The organism is Chenggangzhangella methanolivorans, assembly GCF_042648545.1.
GTDB lineage: Bacteria > Pseudomonadota > Alphaproteobacteria > Rhizobiales > Methylopilaceae > Methylopila > Methylopila methanolivorans.
This window is the reverse complement of sequence record NZ_JBHRXS010000006.1, coordinates 1,270,604-1,290,267: the sequence shown is the minus strand read 5'-3', so window position 1 is coordinate 1,290,267 and position 19,664 is coordinate 1,270,604. Positions and strand designations below refer to the sequence as shown.

Genomic DNA, 19,664 nt, shown 5'->3' with positions numbered 1-19,664 from the left:
TCTTTCTGCGCAGCCCCCGCTGCTTGTCGACCGCTTAAATCACGGATTTGTTGCGCAGGCGAGACGGAACGACAGCCCTGGGATGTGGTTTCTCAGCCCTCCCGCGACCGCTCTTTCCGCACCCATTCCTCTCCGCGGTCGAGCGCGCGGCCGAGGCGGTCGAACAGCTCGTCGATCTCGGCTTCGGTGATCACGAGCGGCGGGCAGACCGCGACCGCGTCGCCGATGGCGCGCACGATCAGGCCTTCGTCCTGCGCGAACGCCACCACCTTGGCGGCCACCGCCGTCTTCGGGTCGAAGGCGCGTTTGGCCGCCTTGTCGGCCACGACCTCGACCGCGCCCACAAGCCCGAGACCGCGGGCTTCGCCGACCAGCGGATGGTCGCCGAGCGCCTTCAGGCGCTTCTGGAAATGCGGCGTGATGTCAGTGACATGGCCGAGAATGTTGATGCGCTCGTAGATCTCGAGCGTCTTCAGCCCGACGGCGGCGGCGACCGGGTGGCCGGAATAGGTGAAGCCGTGGCCGAAGACGCCGATCTTGGCGCTTTGGGCGACGAGCGCCTCGTCGATCCAGTCCGGGATGATGACCGCGCCGAGCGGGATGTACGAGGAGGTGAGCGCCTTGGCGACCGAGACCGTGTCCGGCTTCATGCCGAGCTTGGTCGCGCCGAACCACTCGCCGAGCCGACCGAAACCGCAGATCACCTCGTCGGAGATCAGCATCACGTCGTGCTTCTCCAAGATGGGCTGGATGGCGGCGAAATAGCCCTCCGGCGGCACGATCACGCCGCCGGCGCCCATCACGGGCTCCGCGATGAAAGCCGCGACCGTCTCCGGTCCCTCGGCCTCGATCTGCGCGTCGAGCTCGGCGGCGAGGCGCGCGGAGAATTCGGCTTCCGTCTCGCCCTCATGGCCAAAACGCCAGTGATGCGGGCAGCCGGCGTGGCGCACGGAGGACAGCGGCAGGTCGAAGTCGATGTGGTTGTTGGGCAGGCCCGTGAGGCTCGCGCTCGCGATCGTCACGCCGTGATAGGCCTTGATGCGGGAAATGATCTTCTTCTTCTGCGGGCGGCCGAGCGCGTTGTTGACGTACCAGACGAGCTTCATCTGGGTGTCGTTGGCTTCAGAGCCCGAGGAAGTGAAGAAGACCTTTGCGGCCTTCATCGGCGCGAGCTCCTTGAGCTTTTCGGCGAGCGCGATCGCCGGGTCGTGGCTCTTGCCGGTGAAGAGATGCGCGAAAGGGAGCTTGCGCATCTGCTCGGCGGCCGCCTCGACCAGCTCCTCGACGCCGTGCCCGAGCGCGTTGCACCAGAGGCCGGCCATGCCCTCGATGTAGGGCTTGCCCTCGACGTCGTGGACATAAACGCCTTGACCGCGCTCGAGGATGAGCGTGCCTTGGCTCGGCAGCGTCGCGAGGTTGGAATAGGGGTGGAGGACGGTCGCGACGTCGCGCGCCTGGAGATTGGTCAGCATCGCCTAAAGCCTTTCGCGTCCGGACGAGACGGCGTGGCCCAAGCGCTTACGGCGTCTCGCTGCGCTTCGGAAGGGGCTCGTCGGGCCGATCAGCCTTGCGGCCGGAGGCCTGAGCGTTGGAGGAGGCGCCCTTCGCCTCGCCCTTCCCGGCGTCGGCTTTCTCGGGTTCGCCGTCCTTGGCGGAAGCCGGCTTCGGCGCCTCCGCCTCCTGGCTGTCCTCGTCCTTGGCCTTCGCGACCTCCGGATCCGACCACTGGCAGAGCTTGGCCTTCGAGCGCCTCGGCTGAAGATCGATGTGGAGATGGGTCTCGTGGAACCCGTCGGAGCCCGGCCCCAGGACCGTCGCGAAGCGCGCGCAGGCGCCGGCCTTGGCGGCGGTCTTGACGGGTTCCGGGAGCTCGGCGGCGAAAATCCCGAACTCCTTGCCGTCCGCGAAGCCGAAGCCCGAAAGGTCGACGGCGTTGGCGCGGCCGTGTTCGCTCATCTTCCCGCCTGCCGCGCCGTTGCGGCCGCGGCACTGGAACGAGCCGGCGATCTCGAGCTTTTCGAGCTTCGTCCCGGCGGCCTCGGCGGAGGGCGAGACGTCCTCGCGCAGATACTCGGCGAGCTCCTTGGCCATTCCGCAGCGCAAGGTGGCGGCGGGCTTGATCAAAATCAGCCCGCCGTCCTTGCGCTTGACGCCCGTCAGCCGGACCAGCGGCCCGCCGCCGCAGACGCCCGGTCCCTCGATCGGGGGAATCTGCTCGGCGACCGCGAAGCTTTCGTCCGCAAGCGCGGCGCAGGCCGGGTCTTCCGCATGGCTGGTGACGGGAAGCTCGATCGCGGGCGGCGTCGGGCCCTTGGGCGGCTCGGGAGCCTCTGGCGGCAGCGGAACTTCGGGGTTCAGCGCCGCGCTGCGTTCGTCACGCGGGGAGGGGATCGGCACGCTGTCGGGCGCGAGGCCCTGTCCGTCCGGCGCGAGACCGCCCTCGGGCGCAAGCCTCTCGCGGTTCGGAGGCGGCGAAGCGGCCGCGGTTTCGCCGCCGGGCCGCACGGGCGGCAGCGGGACGTGCATGTCGGGCGTCTCGTCCTCGTCCTCGTCAGCCTGAGGCGCCGCGACGGGCGCCGGCTTCTGCAGCGAGGACAGCAACGCCATCACATTTGCGGGGGCGGGCGCTGGCCCTTCGGGCGGAAGCAGGGGGACGGGAGCCGGCTCGCCCAACTGCGCGGCGAGCGCGGCCCAGTTCTCCTGCTCTCGCGCCGTCGCTCCGCGCGGAAGGGCGCCGAGCGGAACCAGAAGCGCGGGCAGCAGCGCGTCTTTCGGGTCGAGCGGGCGCGTAGGGGCGGCGGGCGTCTTCTTGGCCCGGTCGGGCGCCGCGCGCCGTTCCGTCCGCGCCTTGTTGGGGCGGGGCGGCCGCTTCTGGCGGGTCTTGCGCTTTGGCGCGCGCGATTCCCAGGGGAACCGGAACTGCGCCTGCGACTCGAGCGCAGGCGCAGCGCCGCCAAGCGCCGCAGGCCGCATCGCCGCAGCCGGGGCGGACCAAAGGAGCGCCAGAGCGAGAGCCGCGGCGCAGCCGAAAAATAGCCTCATGCCCTCCGTAACTTGCGCGCCGGCGCCTATCTACAAGCCGACCAAGGTCGTGAAGCGGCGGGTTTGCGCGGCTCCAAGGGCTCGTGTAACCCTCCCGCCTCATTTTCTTAACGTGGCAGTCATCTCCGAAGTGACCCTCCCGTCCGCCACTCCGCTGCTCGACCGAGTCGATACGCCCGAGGATCTCCGGGCGCTCGACGACGCGGAGCTGCGCCAGTTCGCGGACGAGCTGCGGCGCGAGACCATCGACGCGGTCTCGGTCACCGGCGGGCATCTGGGCGCCGGGCTCGGCGTGGTCGAGCTGACGGTCGCGCTCCACCACGTCTTCGACACGCCGCGCGACCGGCTGATCTGGGACGTCGGCCACCAGTGCTATCCGCACAAGATCATCACCGGCCGCCGCGACCGCATCCGCACCTTGCGCAAGGGCGACGGGCTCTCGGGCTTCACCCGCCGCGCCGAGAGCGAATACGATCCCTTCGGCGCCGGGCACTCGTCCACCTCGATCTCCGCCGGCCTCGGCATGGCGGTGGCGCGCGACCTCACGGGCGCGGCCAACAACGTCGTGGCGGTGATCGGCGACGGCGCCATGTCGGCCGGCATGGCCTATGAGGCGATGAACAACGCCGGCCATCTCGGCTCGCGGCTCGTCGTCATCCTTAACGACAACGACATGTCGATCGCCCCGCCCACCGGCGCGATGTCGGCTTATCTCGCGCGGCTCGCCTCGGGCCGCACCTATCTGTCGCTGCGCGACATCGGCAAGGGGCTCGCCAAGCGCCTGCCGAAGTTCGTCGAGCGCGGCGCGCAGCGGGCCGAGGAATACGCCCGCGGCTTCGCCATGGGCGGCACGCTGTTCGAGGAGCTCGGCTTCTACTATGTCGGCCCGATCGACGGCCACAATCTCGAGCATCTGCTCCCGGTGCTCAGGAACGTCCGCGACGCCGATCTCGGGCCGATCCTCGTCCATGTCGTGACGCAGAAGGGCAAGGGCTACGCGCCCGCGGAAGCCAGCGCCGACAAGTATCACGGCGTTTCGGCCTTCGACGTGGTCTCGGGCGCGCAGGCCAAGCCCAAGGCCAACGCCCCGAGCTACACCAAGGTGTTCGCCGAGAGCCTGATCCGCGAGGCCGAAAGCGACGACCGGATCGTCGCGATCACCGCTGCGATGCCGGGCGGCACGGGGCTCGACCTCTTCGGCAAAGCGTTTCCGCAGCGCACCTTCGACGTCGGCATCGCCGAGCAGCACGCGGTGACGTTTGCGGCGGGCCTCGCTACCGAAGGCCTGCGCCCGTTCTGCGCCATCTACTCGACGTTCCTGCAGCGCGCCTATGACCAGGTGGTCCACGACGTCGCGATTCAGAAGCTGCCCGTGCGCTTCGCCCTCGACCGCGCCGGCCTCGTCGGCGCCGACGGGGCGACGCATGCCGGCGCTTACGATCTCGCTTTCCTCGGCTGCCTGCCCGACTTCGTGCTGATGGCGCCCGCCGACGAGGCGGAGCTCGTCCACATGGTTGCGACCGCAGCCGCCTATGACGACGGCCCGAGCGCCTTCCGTTATCCGCGCGGCGAGGGCGTGGGCGTCGAGCTGCCCTTGCGCGGCCGCGTGCTGCCGATCGGCCGCGGGCGCATCGTGCGCGAGGGTACGACGGTGGCGCTGGTCTCGCTCGGCACCCGCCTCAAGGCGGCGCAGGAAGCGGCCGAGGAACTCGCGCTGAAGGGCGTCTCGGCGACCGTCGTCGACGCGCGCTTCGCGAAGCCCCTCGACCGCGCGCTGCTGCTGCGGCTCGCGCGCGAGCACGAGGTGATGGTGACGATCGAGGAGGCGGCCGAGGCCGGCGGTTTCGGCGCGGCCGTGCTGCAGCTTCTCGCCATGGAGGGCGCGCTCGATCGCGGCCTCAAGATCCGCACGCTCGGCCTGCCGGATCGTTTCATCGAGCACGACAAGCCCGAGCGGCAGGTTTCGGACGCCGGCCTGGACGCCAAGGCGATCGCAGCCACGGCGCTTTCCGCGCTCGGCCGCGACGTGCGGGCCGCGCTGCGCGCCTGAGGGCGCTCAGGAACCGCGGCCGTCATCCCGGGCTTGACCCCGGAATCGATGAACGCCGGCGCCGCGAAGCCCTCAGAAGTCGATGGTCCTGGATCCCTGCTCTTCGGCCGGGATGACGGCGGTGTTTCGGAGCCCGAAAAGATTCCCGCGACCAGGCGTCGAAAGGGACCTTGAAACCGACCCCGTCTTCCGGCATAGAGCCGAACCGTAACGTACGGTACGGCGATTGTGAGCGACCTCGACACCACCGGCGCGCCCGGCGAAGAGATGACCGAACGACGCGAGGCGGTGCTCGACGCCGTGCTGGCGCTGCTCGTCGAGAAGGGCGCGGCCGCTCTCACGATGACGGCGGTGGCCCAGCGCGCGCGGTGCTCGAAGGAGACGCTCTACAAGTGGTTCGGCGACCGCGACGGCCTGCTGACCGCGACCGTGCGGTGGCAGGCGTCGAAGGTGCGCGCCGGCGCTTACGATCGCCAGCATCTCGACGCTGGGGCGCTTCGCGAAAGCCTCGAGGCCTTCGCGGCCAACTGGCTGAGCGTCATCGCCTCCGACACCTCCGTGGCGTTGAACCGCGTCGCCATCGGGCAGGCGGGGGCTCTCGGGCCGCTGATGCTCGCGAACGGCCGCTTCGCGATTGGCGAGCGGCTGAAAACGCTGCTGCTCGACGCCCGCGCGGCGGGGCTCGTGGCCTTCGAGGACGCGGAAGAAGCGTTCCGGACCTTCTTCGGCCTGATGGGCCGCGACGTGCAGATCCGCCTGCTGCTCGGCGACCATCCTCCGATGGACGCGGGCGTGATCGCAGCCGACGCCGCCCGCGCCGCAACCCAGTTTCTCGCCCTCTACGGGGCGGAGAGAACCCCGGCGAAAGCCGGCTCACCGAAGTCGCATTGAATCCCAAGGGAAAGGACAACAAACATGCGCGTCTATTACGATCGCGACGCCGATCTCAACCTCATCAAGGGCAAGCAGGTCGCTATCATCGGCTACGGCTCCCAGGGCCACGCCCATGCGCTGAACCTGCGCGACTCGGGCGTGCCAGGCATCATCGTGGGCCTGCGTCCGGGCTCGGCGACCGCCAAGAAGGCCGAGGCCGAGGGCTTCAAGGTGCTGTCGCCGGCCGAGGCCGCCAAGGCCGCCGACGTCGTGATGATGCTCACCCCCGACGAGCTCCAGGCCGACATCTACAAGGAGAGCCTCGAGCCGAACCTGAAAGAAGGCGCGGCGCTCCTGTTCGCCCACGGCCTCTCGGTCCACTTCAACCTGATCGAGCCCCGCAAGGACCTCGACGTGCTGCTCGTCGCCCCGAAGGGCCCGGGCCACACCGTGCGCGGCGAATACCTTAAGGGCGGCGGCGTGCCGTCGCTGATCGCGATCTACCAGGACGCCTCGGGCAACGCCCACGACATCGGTCTCTCGTACGCCGCGGCCAACGGCGGCGGCCGCGCCGGCATCATCGAGACCACCTTCAAGGAAGAGTGCGAGACCGACCTCTTCGGCGAGCAGGCCGTGCTCTGCGGCGGCCTGGTCGAGCTGATCCGCGCCGGCTTCGAGACGCTGGTCGAGGGCGGCTACGCGCCCGAGATGGCCTATTTCGAGTGCCTGCACGAGGTGAAGCTGATCGTCGACCTCATCTATGAGGGCGGCATCGCCAACATGAACTACTCGATCTCCAACACTGCCGAATATGGCGAGTACGTCACGGGCCCGCGCATCATCACGGCCGAGACCAAGGCCGAGATGAAGAAGGTGCTGAACGACATCCAGACGGGCGTCTTCACCCGCAACTGGATGCTCGAGAACAAGGTCAACCAGACCTCGTTCAAGGCCACCCGCGCCCGCAACGACGCGCACCAGATCGAGGAAGTCGGCGCCAAGCTTCGCGACATGATGCCGTGGATCAAGGCCAAGGCGATGGTCGACAAGACGAAGAACTGAGTTTTCTGAAGATCGGACTGAGAAGCGCGGCGGGAGCGATCCCGCCGCGTTTTTCGTTTGAGGCGACCGATCCTCAGGCCGTCATGCCCGGCGGAGCCGGGTATCCACGACTTCCTGGGAACGTGGAGCTCTGCGCCGAAGTCGTGGATACCCGCGAAGATGCGGGCATGACGTCGGCGCTTACCCCGCCCACGCCCCCTCGGCCCTGAGCCGCTCCCCGTCCCGCATCGGCGGCGCGCCGAACAGCCTGCGGTACTCCCGCGAAAACTGCGACGGGCTGTCGTAGCCGACCGCGTGCCCCGCGCCGGCCGCGTCCGCGGACCTCGTCAGGATCAGCCTCCGCGCCTCCTGAAGGCGCAGCTGCTTCTGGTATTGCAGCGGGCTCATCAGCGTCACCGACTTGAAATGCGCGTGCAGCGCCGACTGGCTCATGCGCGCCTCGGCGCACACCGCATCCATCTCGAACGGCTCGCGAAAATTGCGCTTGATCCAGTCGATCGCGCGGTTGACCTGGCCGAGACGCCCGTCGGCGAGCGCGATCTCGCCGAGCTTTTCGGCCTCCCCGCCGCGCATGAGCCGGTAAAGGATCTCGCGTTCCGCGAGCGGGGCGAGCGCCGGGATATCGGCGGGCGTTTCGAGCAGCCGCATCAGCCGCACCGCGGCGTCGAGCAGTTCCGGCGAGACTTTTCCGAGCGACAGCGCAGGCCCTGTTTGCGCGGCGCGGCTTCGCTCGACGCTGAACTCGACCAGCATCGAGGCGAGCATCGCGGGGTCGAGCTTCAGCACGAAGCAGAGATAGGGCTCTTCCGGCGTCGCCTCGATGACCTCGCCGACCAGAGGCAGGTCGACGCTCGCGATCAGGTACTGTTCGGGGTCGTAGGTGAAGACGTCCTGGCCAAGCATCACGCGCTTGCGCCCCGAGGCGATGATGCAGACCGCAGCGCTCTGCATCGAGTGGATCGGCTCTGTGCGCCGAGTCGACTTCACCAGCATCACGCGCGGCAGGGCGGTCTCCTCGATGAGGCCCTCGCGCTCGGCGTATCGGTCAATCAGCTCCGCGAGATCGCTTGAGCTCGCCATTGGCGCCTCCTGTGCTTCGCCCTCGGATATGAGGCGCGGCGCACCGTTATCCATGGCCTGACCAAAGCGCATCGCGTGGTCGGAAGCGAGTGCGGACAAGCGATCTTGGAGGATCGTGCAAGAGGTCGGGAGGATCGGTCTACAGGTTCGGCCTCTCGTCTCGCCATGTTCCCCGTCGACCGGCGCCGACGGACGGCGCCTTCGAAACCGAAGGGATGAGCAGATGTCGAACCTCAAGGGCAAAGTCGTCGCGATCACCGGCGCGAGCAGCGGCATCGGCGAGGCGACCGCGCGTCGTCTCGCGAAAGAAGGCGCCAAGGTCGTGCTCGGCGCGCGCCGCACCGACCGGCTGGAGAAGATCGTGGCCGAGATCGAGGCCGAGGGCGGGGAGGCGGCGTTCCGCGCTCTCGACGTCGTCGACCTCGAGGACATGCGCGGCTTCGTCGAGTTCGCGGTCGAGCGCTTCGGCAAGCTCGACACGCTGATGAACAACGCGGGCGTGATGCCGCTCGCGCCGCTCGAGGCGCTCAAGATCGACGAGTGGAACCGGATGATCGACGTGAACATCCGTGGCGTCCTGCACGGGATCGCGGCCGCGCTTCCGCTGTTCAAGCGCCAGGGGGCCGGTCACTTCGTCAACGTCTCGTCGATCGGCGGCCATCAGGTCTGGGCCAACTGCGCGGTCTACTGCGCCACCAAATACGCGGTGGTTGCGATCTCGGACGGCGTCCGGCTCGAGAACAAGGATGTGCGCGTCACCGTCATCTCGCCCGGCGTCACCGAGTCCGAGCTCGCCAACACCACGACCGACAAGGGCGCGCAGGAGATGCTGGACGCGTTCCGCGAGGTCTCGATCCCGGCCGACGCGATCGCCGGCGCCGTGGCCTATGCGGTCGGGCAGCCGGACGGCGTCGACGTCAACGAGATCATCGTGCGGCCGACCGCGAGCCTGTACTGAGACCAACGACCAGTCGGCCCCGTCCGCTGAGCGGATGGGGCCGGCGCCCCGTCATCCGCCGCGACGGCGTTCGACGGTCATGTAGAGGCCTTCGTGGACGCGAAGGCTCACCGCTCCGGCCGGCCGCACCTCGTGGCCGTCCGCGAGCCGGAACCTGAACTTTCGCGCCAGCACCGAGATCCCGATCATGAGCTGCTGGATCGCGACCGCGGCCGCGATGCAGACCCGAGGGCCCATGGCGAAGGGCAGATAGGCGAGGCGCGGGCGGCCCACGGAGTTTTCCGGCAGGAAGCGGTCGGGATCGAAGCGGTCGGGATCGGTCCAGAGCTTGCGGTGCCGGTGGATGATCCAGGGCATCACCAGCGTCACGGCGTTGGCCGGCACCTTGACCCCGCAGAGCTCGTCGTCTTGCGCCGCCATGCGCATGATGGCGGGGATCGGCGGATAGAGCCGCATCGACTCGTCGAGAACCCGCCGCACATAGGGCATGCGCGTCATCGCCGAGGGATCGATCTGGCCGCTCCCCAGCACCTCGTCGATCTCGGCGTGGAACCGCGCCTCGACCTCCGGGTCGATCGCGAGCAGATACCAGATCCACGTCATCGCCCGCACCGTGGCGATGCCGCCGGTGATGAGGCTCGCGGCCTCGTCGCGCGCTTCCGAAGCCGGCAGCGGCTCGTTGGTGCCCCTGTCGATCGCGTGGACCATGCGCCAGATCATGTCGCGCGCGCCCTGGTAGTTTGGGTCGCGCCGCTCTGCGATGAGGCGGTCGAGCGTGGCGTTCGCCTCCGCGGATTCCGCGCCGCGCCGCATGCGGCGGAGGTCCGACATCCATTTGGGCTGCGGCACGAGGTCGAGCACGCGCGGCTTGTGCGGAACGCGCGAGAACCACTTCATCATCGGCACGCCCGCAGGGTCGCCGCCGGTCACCACATGGTTCCAGATCCGCGTCGAATAGCGGGTGAGCCAGTCCTGCATGTCGACGACCGCGCCGCTGCGGGCGTGGGCGTGAAGCTGCAGCGCGCGGCGCTCGGCGATCGCGATCATGGCGTCGAGGTCGGGGGCGATCGAACGCGGGTCGATGACGGGCGTCGCGGCGCGCCGATGGCGGCGCCACACCTCGCCCTCGCTCGAAAGCGTGCCGGTGTTGAGCTCGAACTCGAACAGACGGCGGGTGTTGGTCCAGCGCGGATACTGGTCGAACTTGTCGAGCAGCACTTGCCGGACCGCCTCGGGATCGCTCACCACCACGAGCCGCAGCGTGCCGTAGCGCCGCGACACGATGAGGTCGTCGAACATCTGCTCGTCGCAGACCGAGAGCGAGTTCGTGGTCGCGGTGCGGATGATCTGGAACGTCGACAGCGGCTTCGCCGGCCGCGGCGGAAACACCGGGATCGGAGCCGGCGAGGCCGTGACGGGCGCGCTCTTCGGAGACGGTGCGGGACGGGCGGTGGCGCGCGGCAAGAGATCGTCCGAAAAGGCCGAAAACGACGAAGCTGTCAGCGGAGCCGCAACCTTAGCGGAGGCGGCGGGTGAGGCAAGCGGCATCGTCTCCCCCCTGTCAGGCACCTGTCCGGCGGCGCCCGTTCACGCACCGGCGCCTTGCGGGCGGTGTCGAAACCCGACACAAGCGGCGTTCCTCCCCTGAATTCCGCGGCCCTTAAATGACGTTCGACAGCCTGATCCAGACCGCGCTCGAATTCGTGCGCGAGCACCAGGCCTGGGCGCCGTTCATCGTGTTCGTGCTGGCGATGCTCGAATCGATCGTGGGCCTGTCGCTCGCCGTGCCCTCGACGCCGATCTTCGTCGGGGTGGGGGCGCTGATCGGGGCGAGCAACATCGCGTTCTGGCCGATCTTCGCCGGCGTCGCGCTCGGCGGCTTCATCGGAGACTGGATCTCCTACTGGCTCGGTTACCGCTTCAAGGAGCCGGTCCTGAACTGGAAGGCCGTGAGGGACCGACCCCAGATCATCGAGCGCACCAAAGGCATCGTGGAGCGGTGGGGCATGGCGGCCGTGTTCGTGTGCCGCTTCATCAGCCCGATCCGCTCCTTCGTGCCCTTCGTCGCCGGCATGTTCCAGATGCCGTTTTGGCTGTTCCAGCTCGCGAACGCGTCTTCGGCCGTGGTCTGGGCCTATGTGCTGCTGGCGCCCGGCGCCGCGCTGCTGAGGCATTACGGGCTCGCTTGACGGGGGTGCCCTGCATCAGCGAACTGCGTGCTTCGAGACGCCGTCCTGACGGACGGCTCCTCCGCATGAGGGTTGTTTCGCTCTTGCAGCGCTCCGACGCTCTTTATGCTGGGGAGCCTGCGGAGCAGGCGTCTTGAAGCGCGCCCTCGCTCGATGCAGCCTCGACGCAGGGCTCAGGGCGGCGTTAGAAGGCGGATCGCTCACGGTCTCGGGCGCTGCGCCGATGAACATCCTCTCGATCCAGTCCCACGTCGCCTACGGCCATGTCGGCAACGCCTCCGCTGCGTTTCCGCTGCAGCGGCTTGGCCATGAGGTCTGGGCCGTCAACACGGTGCAGTTCTCCAACCACACCGGCTACGGCGCCTGGCGTGGGCCGGTGTTCCCGCCCGAGACGATCCGCGAGGTGGTGGCGGGCGTCGAAGAGCGCGGCGTCATGGGAGCCTGCGACGGGATCCTCTCCGGCTACATGGGCGAGGCGGCGATCGGCGAGGCGATCCTCGACGCGGCGGCTCGGGTGAAGGCCGCGAACCCCCAGGCGCTCTATTGCTGCGATCCGGTGATCGGCGACGTCGGCCGCGGCGTGTTCGTGCGGCCGGGCGTGCCGGAGTTCATGCGCGACAAGGCGGTCCCGGCCTCCGACGTCGCGACGCCCAACCAGTTCGAGCTCGCGCTGCTCACCGGGCGCGAGATCGCGACGCTCGCCGACGCCAAGGCCGCCATCGAGGCGCTTCGGGCGACGGGGCCGGGCGTGGTGCTGCTGACGAGCCTGCAGATCGACGAGACGCCCGCCGACGCGATCGAGATGCTGGCGGTCGACGGGGAGGGGGTGTGGCGGCTCCGCACGCCGCTGCTGCCGATTTCGGTCAATGGCGCGGGCGACGCGACGGCGGCGCTGTTCTTCGCGCATCTGCTCCAGACCCGCTCGGCGGCGGAGGCGCTGAAACGCGCCGCCTCCTCGATCTACGGCGTGCTGAAGGCGACGGCCGAGGCGGGCTCGCGCGAGATCCTCACCGTGGCGGCGCAGGAGGAGTTCGTTTCGCCGTCCCGCGTGTTCGAACCAGAGCCCGCGTGAGCGCGGATCTCGACAACGCGCCCGGAGCGCCCCGGGTGGTTCCGGTCTCCGGCGTCGCCGCCCGTCTTCTTTCCGGACCCCATGCGGCCGAGGCGGGCGAGCGCGACGCCATCGCGCGCGAGTGGAAAAAGGCGCTGGCCGAAAAGCCGAAGATGTTCGACGGCCGTGTGCTGCTCGGCGAGAGCGCCGACGTCCGGGACGGGGCGCTCGACGTCGCGTTCCGGGAGGTCGGCTTTTCGCTGATGATCTGGCGGCGCTTGATCCCCGCCGAGACGCGCCCGCTGCTGAACGTCTTCGGAGCCGCCGCCGTGGTCTCGTCGGACGGCGCCGTGCTGCTCGGCCGCATGGGCGACCACACGGCCAACGCCGGCCGGGTCTACTTTCCCTGCGGAACGCCCGATCTCGGCGACGTCGTGGGCGAGACCGTCGATCTCGAAGGGTCGATCGAACGGGAGCTGCATGAGGAGACGGGGCTTGGCGAGGAGGACGCCGTTCCTACCGAACGTCGGCTCGCCGTGTTCCATGGCCCGCTCGTCGGCTACATCCGCGTCTTCCGTTCTCGCTTCAGCGCCGAGGCGCTGCTTGCCAAGGCGAGGGCGCATCTCGCCGCCGATCCGGAGCCGGAGCTGTCCGAGCTGGTCATGAAGCGACTGGGCGACCCGCTCGGGCCGGAGATTCCGCCCTATGCAAGAGCCGCCGTCGCGGCGATCCTCGCAGCGGATTGATCCCGCGCGACATTCGACGTAAATTCACATGCGTCGCGCGGGCGTCCTTCCGCCTGTCGCGTTCCTTTTCGGCTTCGGACGTTTCACTCGATGCGCGCGACCAGCGTCATCATCGCAGACCTGACCACGGCGCTTTCGGGCCGGACGTCGCTTCGCGCGCTGCTTCTCCTTAGCCGCCCCTGAGGGCCGGCGGGGCGTCGCACGCCCTGGCGCTCAGGGGATCTGGAACAGCCGCAAGACGAGACGTAAACGACAGGCGCGCGCCAAAGGCCTGAGGGCCATAGCCAAGACCGCGCCGGACCGAAGGACTGACCCCCAATGACCGCTTCCAAGGACCGCGTCGTCATTTTCGACACGACGCTGCGCGACGGCGAGCAATGCCCCGGCGCGACCATGACGTTCGAGGAGAAGCTCGAAGTCGCAAGCCTCCTCGACCGGATGGGCGTCGACATCATCGAGGCCGGCTTCCCGATCGCCTCGAACGGCGACTTCGAGGCCGTGGCCGAGATCGCCCGCCGCACCGAGAACGCGACGGTGGCGGGCCTCGCCCGCGCCATTCCGGGCGACATCGCCCGCTGCGGAGAGGCGGTGCGCCACGCCCGGCGCGGCCGCATCCACACCTTCGTCTCCACCTCGCCGATCCATCTCGCGCACCAGATGCGCAAGACCGAGGATCAGGTGATCGAGATCATCCAGGCGACGGTCAGCCAAGCCCGCAACCTCGTCGACGACGTCGAGTGGTCGGCGATGGACGCGACCCGGACCTCGATCGAGTATCTCTGCCGCGCGGTCGAGACCGCGATCAAGGCGGGCGCCACCACGATCAACCTGCCCGACACCGTCGGTTACGCGACGCCGGAAGAGTATGGCGACATGTTCCGCCAGGTGCGCGAGCGCGTGCCGGGCGCCGACCAGGTCATCTTCTCGACCCACTGCCACAATGATCTGGGCCTCGCGGTCGCCAACTCCTTGGCCGGCCTCGCCGGCGGCGCGCGGCAGATCGAGTGCACCATCAACGGCATCGGCGAGCGCGCGGGCAACGCGGCGCTCGAAGAGGTCGTGATGGCCCTGCGCACCCGCAATGACGTGCTGCCGTGGGACACCGCGATCGAGTCGACGATGCTGACCCGCGCCTCGCGGCTCGTCTCCGCCGCGACCTCGTTCCCGGTGCAGTACAACAAGGCGATCGTCGGCAAGAACGCCTTCGCGCATGAGAGCGGCATCCATCAGGACGGGATGCTGAAGCACAACGAGACCTACGAGATCATGACGCCGGCGTCCGTCGGCCTCACCAAGACCTCGCTCGTCATGGGCAAGCATTCCGGCCGCGCCGCCTTCAAGGACAAGCTGAAGGCGCTCGGCTACGAGCTCGGCGAGAACGCGCTGCAGGACGCCTTCCAGCGCTTCAAGGATCTCGCCGACCGCAAGAAGCACGTCTATGACGAAGACATCGAGGCGATCGTCGACAACCAGATCGCCTCGGGCCACGACCGCATCAAGGTGCTGTCGCTGACCGTCATCGCCGGCACCATGGGCCCGCAGTCCGCGACGCTGACGCTGGACATCGAGGGCGTGCACACGACCGTGCAGTCGTCCGGCAACGGCCCGGTGGACGCGATCTTCAACGCGATCCGCCGCGTGGTGCCGCATGAGGCGTCGCTCGAGCTCTACCAGGTCCACGCGGTGACCGAGGGCACGGACGCGCAGGCCGAGGTCTCGGTTCGGCTGGAAGAGGACGGCAAGACCGTCACGGCCAAGGTCGCCGATCCCGACACGCTGGTGGCGTCGGCGAAGGCCTATGTGGCGGCGCTCAACAAGCTCTCGGCCAAGCGCGGCAAGATCAACCCGCAGGCCGCCATCAGCGCCTGAGCCTGATGGGCGGGTGACGGAACGAGGCCGGCTTTCGCCGGCCTCGTCTATTCTCTTCGCCGCTCCGCCGTCACTCGGCCGAGGCGACGTCGGCCTTCGACGACCCGCAGGTGTAGAGGCGGACGTCGTCGATGATCCAGCCGTCCCAGGCGCCGTCGAAATCGGTCGCCATCCGGAAGCGGAACTTCACCTTCTTGCCGGAGAGCGACGACAGGTCGATCCGGCTCGACGTCCATCCGCCAGAGAAGCCCGAGAAGGCCGCCTGACCCGCGAACGCGCTGCCGGTGTCGGTCCTGATGGTGGTGTTGTACGGATTGTCCTTGAACATCGTGGCCGGCACGCGCTGCCAGTCGCCGTTGTTCACGCTGTATTCGACCACGCCGCCCGCCGATGAGCCGGCTGAATTGGTGTAGAGGTTGTAGTAGTGCGCGAAGCGCAGATAGGCCTTGGCCGGAATCTTGGCGTTGTCGGTCGATGCGAGATTGGTGTCGTACTGGCCGCCGCCTGACGCGTAGAGCGCGTGGAAGTTGCTCGCGGCGTAATTGTCCACGACGCTCCAGTGGAAGTCCGAGCCCTGGAACTTGTACGACGTCGTGTCGGTCGCCTCGAAGGTCTCGAAGAGCTTGTATTTGGCGGTCTTGCCGCTCGGGCAGACGCCCGCCTCGGCCGGAATCGGCCAGTATTGCGGGTCCTTGCTCATCTCGGTGGCGGTCACCGCCTTGGCGACTTCCTTGCAGTCGTCGGCGGTGATGGCGGCTTTCGCGACGCCCTTCTTGTTCTTCGGGCGGCTGCCGATGAGATCCTTGCAGGACTGCTTCATCGCGTTGCCGAAGTCGGCGTAGTCGCTCGACGACGTCAGGATGAAGTTGTTCACGCGGTAGAAGATCGCCGCGGCCTTGTCGATCCCGAGGCCCTTGACGGTCTGGCCGTTGAAGGTGTCGCCGTCGGTGATCAGATAGGCGGCCTTGTTGCCCACGCCGCTGTTGACGTGAACGCCGCCCTGGTCGCGGAAGCTGAAGTCGCCGGTCCAGAGCGTGCTCGTCATCTTGTCTGGCTGGGCCGGAAACAGCGCCGGGTTCGGCGAGATCGTCGGATCCTTCATGTTGCGGATCGCGCCGATCGGCAGATCCTCGCCGAGCAGCCAGCCGTCGCCGGTGTCGTGCGAGCGCTGCACGAGATCGCCGAAGATGTCCGACAGCGACTCGTTCAGCGCGCCCGACTGATAGTAGTAGAAAAGGCTCGACGAGAAGTCGGTGAAGCCGTGGCTGAGCTCATGGCCCACGACGTCCTCCGCGGTTGCGAAGTCCTTGCCGTAGACCATCTGTCCGAGATCGCCGCTCCAGAACGCGTTCTGGTAGTCCTGACCTGCGGTGCGCTGGAAGCGCACGGTCGAGACCAGCCGGAGACCCGCGTCGTCGAGGCTGTTGCGATCGAAGCGGCGGGCGTAGAAGTCGTAGGTCGACTCGGCGAATTTGGCGGCGAGCTTGACGTCCGGCACGTCGCTGCCGGTCGGGTTGGAGACCGCGTCGGCCTGCGTGCAGGGCACCTTTGCGACGGCGTTCCCGGCGTCGCAGACCCATTGCAGGGCGTTGGCCGGCGCTGCGTGCGCCGCCTGGTTGAAGGTGACGGCGACCCGTCCGTTCTGCGCGTCGACCAGCACGATCTGGCGCAGGTCCTCGCGGGTCTTGCTGGTCACGTCCACGCGCCAGACGAGCGCCGGCGGAGCCGGCGGGCCGCCCATCACCCGGGCGTCGTGGATGGACAGGACCGGCTCGGCCGCGACGAGATCGGTCTCCGGCGCCCCGTGAACGCGCGCGGTCGAGGAGACCGCGGTCTTGCGCGCCCCGTCGCCGGCGACGCCCGGCTGGGTCGAGACCGAAATGTCGCCGACGCTGCGGCCGCTCGCCGACATCACGTCGCGGGAGGCGCCGACCTGCACAACGAGCTCGGCGCCGATGATCGGAACGCCCTTATAGGTCTGCTGGAAGCGCACGAAACCGCGGCCCGACGCGTCGGTCGAGGTCTTGACCGGCGAGAGTTCGGCGCTCCCCGAGCGAAGGCCGAAGGCGGTCGACTGCTGGCTGAGGAACCCTGCCGCGGCCTGTTCGAAGCTCGCCGCGCCGCCCTGGCCTAGGGCGCTGGCGACAGGGCCGCCGCCCACGCCCGACATCCAGGCCACGAGCCCGGTGCGCGCGTTGAGGACCACTTCGGCGGCCTTGGGAGAGAAGGCGGGCAGCGGCCCCGCGGATTGCGCCCACGCGACAGGCGCGGCCGTTGACGAGAGCGCGACGGCGATCGCCGCGCCAATGACACGCTTCGACGCCAGCATCGCAGTCCCCCCGATACGGGACGGACCGATGGGATGCGGTCCAGCGGCAGGATGCTAGATCAAGCGCGCGTGATCGTCTGTAAGTAGTGCTACGAGGTCGGGCCCCGACCGCAGCGCTTTCAACCGGCCCGCAGCAGTCTTACGGCGGCGTCGCGCTCGAAGATCTGGAGCAGCAGGCGCAGCGCCCGGCCGCGGTCGGAGGTGAGGTGCGGATCCTTGGCCAGCACCAGCCCCGCATCGTCGTGGGCGACGCGCACCAGCGCGCCGTGGGTCTCCATTCGGGCGAGGCGGAATTCCGGCGCGCCGGACTGCCGGGAGCCGAGAACCTCGCCTTCGCCGCGGAGCTCGAGATCCTTCTCGGCGATGACGAAGCCGTCGTCGGTGTCCCGCAGCGTCTCGAGCCGGGCCTTCGCGGTCTCGCCGAGCGGCCCTTTCCAGGCGAGGAGGCATGTCGAGCGGCCCGCGCCGCGGCCGACGCGGCCGCGCAGCTGATGAAGCTGGGCGAGGCCGAAGCGCTCGGCGTGCTCGATCACCATGACGGTCGCCTCCGGCACGTTGACCCCGACCTCGATCACGGTCGTCGCGACGAGGATCGGCGTCTCGCCCGAAACGAAGCGCGCGACCGCTGCGTCCTTGTCCGCGCCCTTGAGCTTGCCGTGCGCAAGGCCGACGCGGCCGGGAAACACTTGGTTGAGCGAACCGAACCGGTCTTCGGCGGCGGCGACGTCCAGCGTCTCGGACTGCTCGACCAGCGGGCACACCCAATAGACCCGCGCGCCGCCCTCGATCGCGCGCCCGACCGCGCCGACGATCTCGTCGAGGCGCTCGAGGCTGACGAGCCGCGTGTCGATGGGCGTGCGGCCGGGCGGCTTCTCGTCGAGCGCGGAATGCTCCATGTCGCCGAAGGCGGTGAGGACGAGCGTGCGCGGGATCGGGGTCGCGGTCATCACCAGCACGTCGACGGCCGCGCCCTTGCTCGCGAGCGCGAGCCGCTGACGGACGCCGAACTTGTGCTGCTCGTCGACGACGGCGAGCCCGAGATCGCGGAAGACGACGTCGTCCTGAAAGAGCGCATGGGTGCCGACGAGAAGGTCGACCTCGCCGTCCTCGAGCCGCGTCAGGATCGCGGCGCGCTCGCGGCCCTTCTCGCGGCCGGTGAGAAGCGCGACGCGAAGTCCGGCCGCGCCTGCGAGCGGCTCAAGCGTCGCGAGATGCTGGCGGGCGAGGATCTCGGTCGGGGCCATGATCGCGGCCTGCGCGCCGGCCTCCACCGCGGTCGCGGCGGCGAGCAGCGCCACCACGGTCTTGCCCGAGCCGACGTCGCCCTGCAGCAGGCGCAGCATGCGCTCGTCGGACGCCATGTCGTCGCGGATCGCCGCCACCGCGCGCGTCTGCGCGCCGGTGAGCGCGAAGGGAAGCGCCGCCTCGATCCGCTCCGAGACGCGTCCCGTGCCGACTCTCGCCCGACCGGACCCACGCCGCATCCGCGCCCGCACCAGGCGAAGCGCGAGCTGGTTGGCGAGCAGCTCGTCATAGGCGAGGCGGGTCAGCGCAGGGCCGTCCGGCGCCACGTCCCCCGGGCTCTGCGGCGCGTGCAGGCGCTCAAGCGCTGCGCGAAAGCCCGGAAACTCGCGCGAGGCCAGAAACGCGGCGTCGAGCCATTCGGGCAGCTCCGGGACGCGCTCGAGCGCGGCGCGCGCGATGCGGTTGACGAGGCCGTGGCTGGCGCCCTCGACGAGCGGGTAGGTGGGCTCCACCGCCGGCAGCTTCGCCAGCCCCTCGGCGTCGACCACATGGGCGGGATGCACCATCTGGAACGCGCCGTCGAAGAGCTCGGGCGTCCCCGAGATCCAGCGCGTCTCGCCGAGCGGGAGAAGCTTCTCGATGTAGCCGCCCTGGGCGCGGAAGAAGACGAGCGTCAGAGCGCCGGTCGGATCCGCCACCACGACGCGGTAGGGCGCGCGCGAGGAGCGCGGCGCCTGATGGCGCTCGACCACCGCCTCGATCGTGGCGACCTCGCCGGCGACGAGCTCCGAGATCGTCGGCCGAGCCCTGCGGTCGATCGCGCCGGTCGGCGCGTGGCCCAGCACGTCGATGACGCGCGGGCCTTCCTCCGGCGCGCTCGCGAGCAGCCGCTGAAGCGTCTTGGCGACCTTCGGGCCGACGCCCTGAAGGGTCGTGGCTTCGGCGAACAGGGGATCGAGGCGGGAGTCGCGCATGGATGCGATAGAGGCGGGAGCAGAGCCGGGGCGCAAGCGGCCGGTGACGGGCGACGGAAAGGAACTGCGTGCTTCGAGACGCCTCGGCTGGCGCCAAGGCTCCTTAGCATGAGGAAGGTTGGCGGTTACCAAAAACGGTCCTCATGCTGAGGAGCCGTCCCTCAGGACGGCGTCTCGAAGCACGCAGTCCGCTTCG

The 19,664-nt window shown here is 69.1% G+C and carries 14 protein-coding genes; 8 read left to right on the top strand and 6 right to left on the bottom strand.

Features of this window, described 5'->3' with window-relative positions; all coding sequences use genetic code 11:
• Nucleotides 1–92 precede the first annotated feature (92 nt).
• Both ACFOWB_RS17620 and ACFOWB_RS17615 read right to left on the bottom strand, forming a co-directional pair.
• Entirely contained in the window at nt 93–1,472 is a 1,380-nt protein-coding gene (locus tag ACFOWB_RS17620) for an aminotransferase (protein WP_378148582.1), read from the bottom strand.
• A 46-nt stretch (nt 1,473–1,518) separates the two neighbouring features.
• A complete protein-coding gene (locus tag ACFOWB_RS17615; RefSeq protein WP_378148580.1) occupies nt 1,519–3,042 on the bottom strand; it encodes an extensin family protein in 1,524 nt (507 codons plus the stop codon).
• A 130-nt stretch (nt 3,043–3,172) separates the two neighbouring features.
• Here ACFOWB_RS17615 and dxs point away from each other — a divergent pair, with 130 nt between their 5' ends.
• From dxs to ilvC, 3 genes are all read left to right on the top strand, one after another.
• Nucleotides 3,173–5,092 (top strand): 1-deoxy-D-xylulose-5-phosphate synthase, encoded by a 1,920-nt coding sequence (gene dxs, locus ACFOWB_RS17610; protein WP_378148578.1) that lies wholly within the window; start codon nt 3,173–3,175, stop codon nt 5,090–5,092.
• A gap of 267 nt (nt 5,093–5,359) precedes the next feature.
• The gene (locus ACFOWB_RS17605) at nt 5,360–5,983 is read left to right on the top strand and encodes a TetR/AcrR family transcriptional regulator (RefSeq protein WP_378148825.1); all 624 of its coding nucleotides are present in this window, start codon (nt 5,360–5,362) and stop codon (nt 5,981–5,983) included.
• Nucleotides 5,984–6,007: 24 nt separating this feature from the next.
• Nucleotides 6,008–7,027 (top strand): ketol-acid reductoisomerase, encoded by a 1,020-nt coding sequence (gene ilvC, locus ACFOWB_RS17600; protein WP_378148576.1) that lies wholly within the window; start codon nt 6,008–6,010, stop codon nt 7,025–7,027.
• Nucleotides 7,028–7,207: 180 nt separating this feature from the next.
• Here ilvC and ACFOWB_RS17595 read toward each other — a convergent pair whose 3' ends face one another.
• Nucleotides 7,208–8,107, bottom strand: coding sequence for an AraC family transcriptional regulator (locus ACFOWB_RS17595; protein ID WP_378148574.1), 900 nt, complete (start codon nt 8,105–8,107; stop codon nt 7,208–7,210).
• Between the two features lie 223 nt (nt 8,108–8,330).
• Here ACFOWB_RS17595 and ACFOWB_RS17590 point away from each other — a divergent pair, with 223 nt between their 5' ends.
• Nucleotides 8,331–9,065, top strand: a complete 735-nt coding sequence (locus ACFOWB_RS17590; RefSeq protein ID WP_261403429.1) for an SDR family oxidoreductase — start codon at nt 8,331–8,333, stop codon at nt 9,063–9,065.
• A gap of 51 nt (nt 9,066–9,116) precedes the next feature.
• Here ACFOWB_RS17590 and ACFOWB_RS17585 read toward each other — a convergent pair whose 3' ends face one another.
• Entirely contained in the window at nt 9,117–10,529 is a 1,413-nt protein-coding gene (locus ACFOWB_RS17585; RefSeq protein WP_378148572.1) for a cytochrome P450, read from the bottom strand.
• Between the two features lie 200 nt (nt 10,530–10,729).
• Here ACFOWB_RS17585 and ACFOWB_RS17580 point away from each other — a divergent pair, with 200 nt between their 5' ends.
• The 4 genes from ACFOWB_RS17580 to ACFOWB_RS17565 all read left to right on the top strand — a co-directional run bounded on the left by ACFOWB_RS17580 (nt 10,730) and on the right by ACFOWB_RS17565 (nt 14,920).
• On the top strand, nt 10,730–11,254 hold the full coding sequence (locus ACFOWB_RS17580) for a DedA family protein (RefSeq protein WP_261403426.1): 525 nt from the start codon (nt 10,730–10,732) through the stop codon (nt 11,252–11,254).
• 223 nt (nt 11,255–11,477) lie between these two features.
• Nucleotides 11,478–12,326 carry a pyridoxal kinase PdxY gene (gene pdxY / locus ACFOWB_RS17575; protein ID WP_378148824.1) on the top strand — a complete coding sequence of 283 codons (849 nt, stop codon included), beginning with the start codon at nt 11,478–11,480 and terminating at the stop codon, nt 12,324–12,326.
• The gene (locus tag ACFOWB_RS17570) at nt 12,323–13,051 is read left to right on the top strand and encodes an NUDIX hydrolase (RefSeq protein ID WP_261403425.1); all 729 of its coding nucleotides are present in this window, start codon (nt 12,323–12,325) and stop codon (nt 13,049–13,051) included. The genes pdxY and ACFOWB_RS17570 overlap by 4 nt, the downstream gene beginning before the upstream one ends.
• A 318-nt stretch (nt 13,052–13,369) precedes the next feature.
• Nucleotides 13,370–14,920 (top strand): 2-isopropylmalate synthase, encoded by a 1,551-nt coding sequence (locus ACFOWB_RS17565; protein WP_378148569.1) that lies wholly within the window; start codon nt 13,370–13,372, stop codon nt 14,918–14,920.
• Nucleotides 14,921–14,990: 70 nt separating this feature from the next.
• On the opposite strand, the gene ACFOWB_RS17560 is transcribed toward ACFOWB_RS17565, so the two are convergent.
• Together ACFOWB_RS17560 and recG are read right to left on the bottom strand one after the other, a co-directional pair.
• The gene (locus tag ACFOWB_RS17560; RefSeq protein ID WP_378148567.1) at nt 14,991–17,249 is read right to left on the bottom strand and encodes a M4 family metallopeptidase; all 2,259 of its coding nucleotides are present in this window, start codon (nt 17,247–17,249) and stop codon (nt 14,991–14,993) included.
• Between the two features lie 119 nt (nt 17,250–17,368).
• On the bottom strand, nt 17,369–19,468 hold the full coding sequence (gene recG / locus ACFOWB_RS17555; protein WP_261403423.1) for an ATP-dependent DNA helicase RecG: 2,100 nt from the start codon (nt 19,466–19,468) through the stop codon (nt 17,369–17,371).
• Nucleotides 19,469–19,664 lie beyond the last annotated feature (196 nt).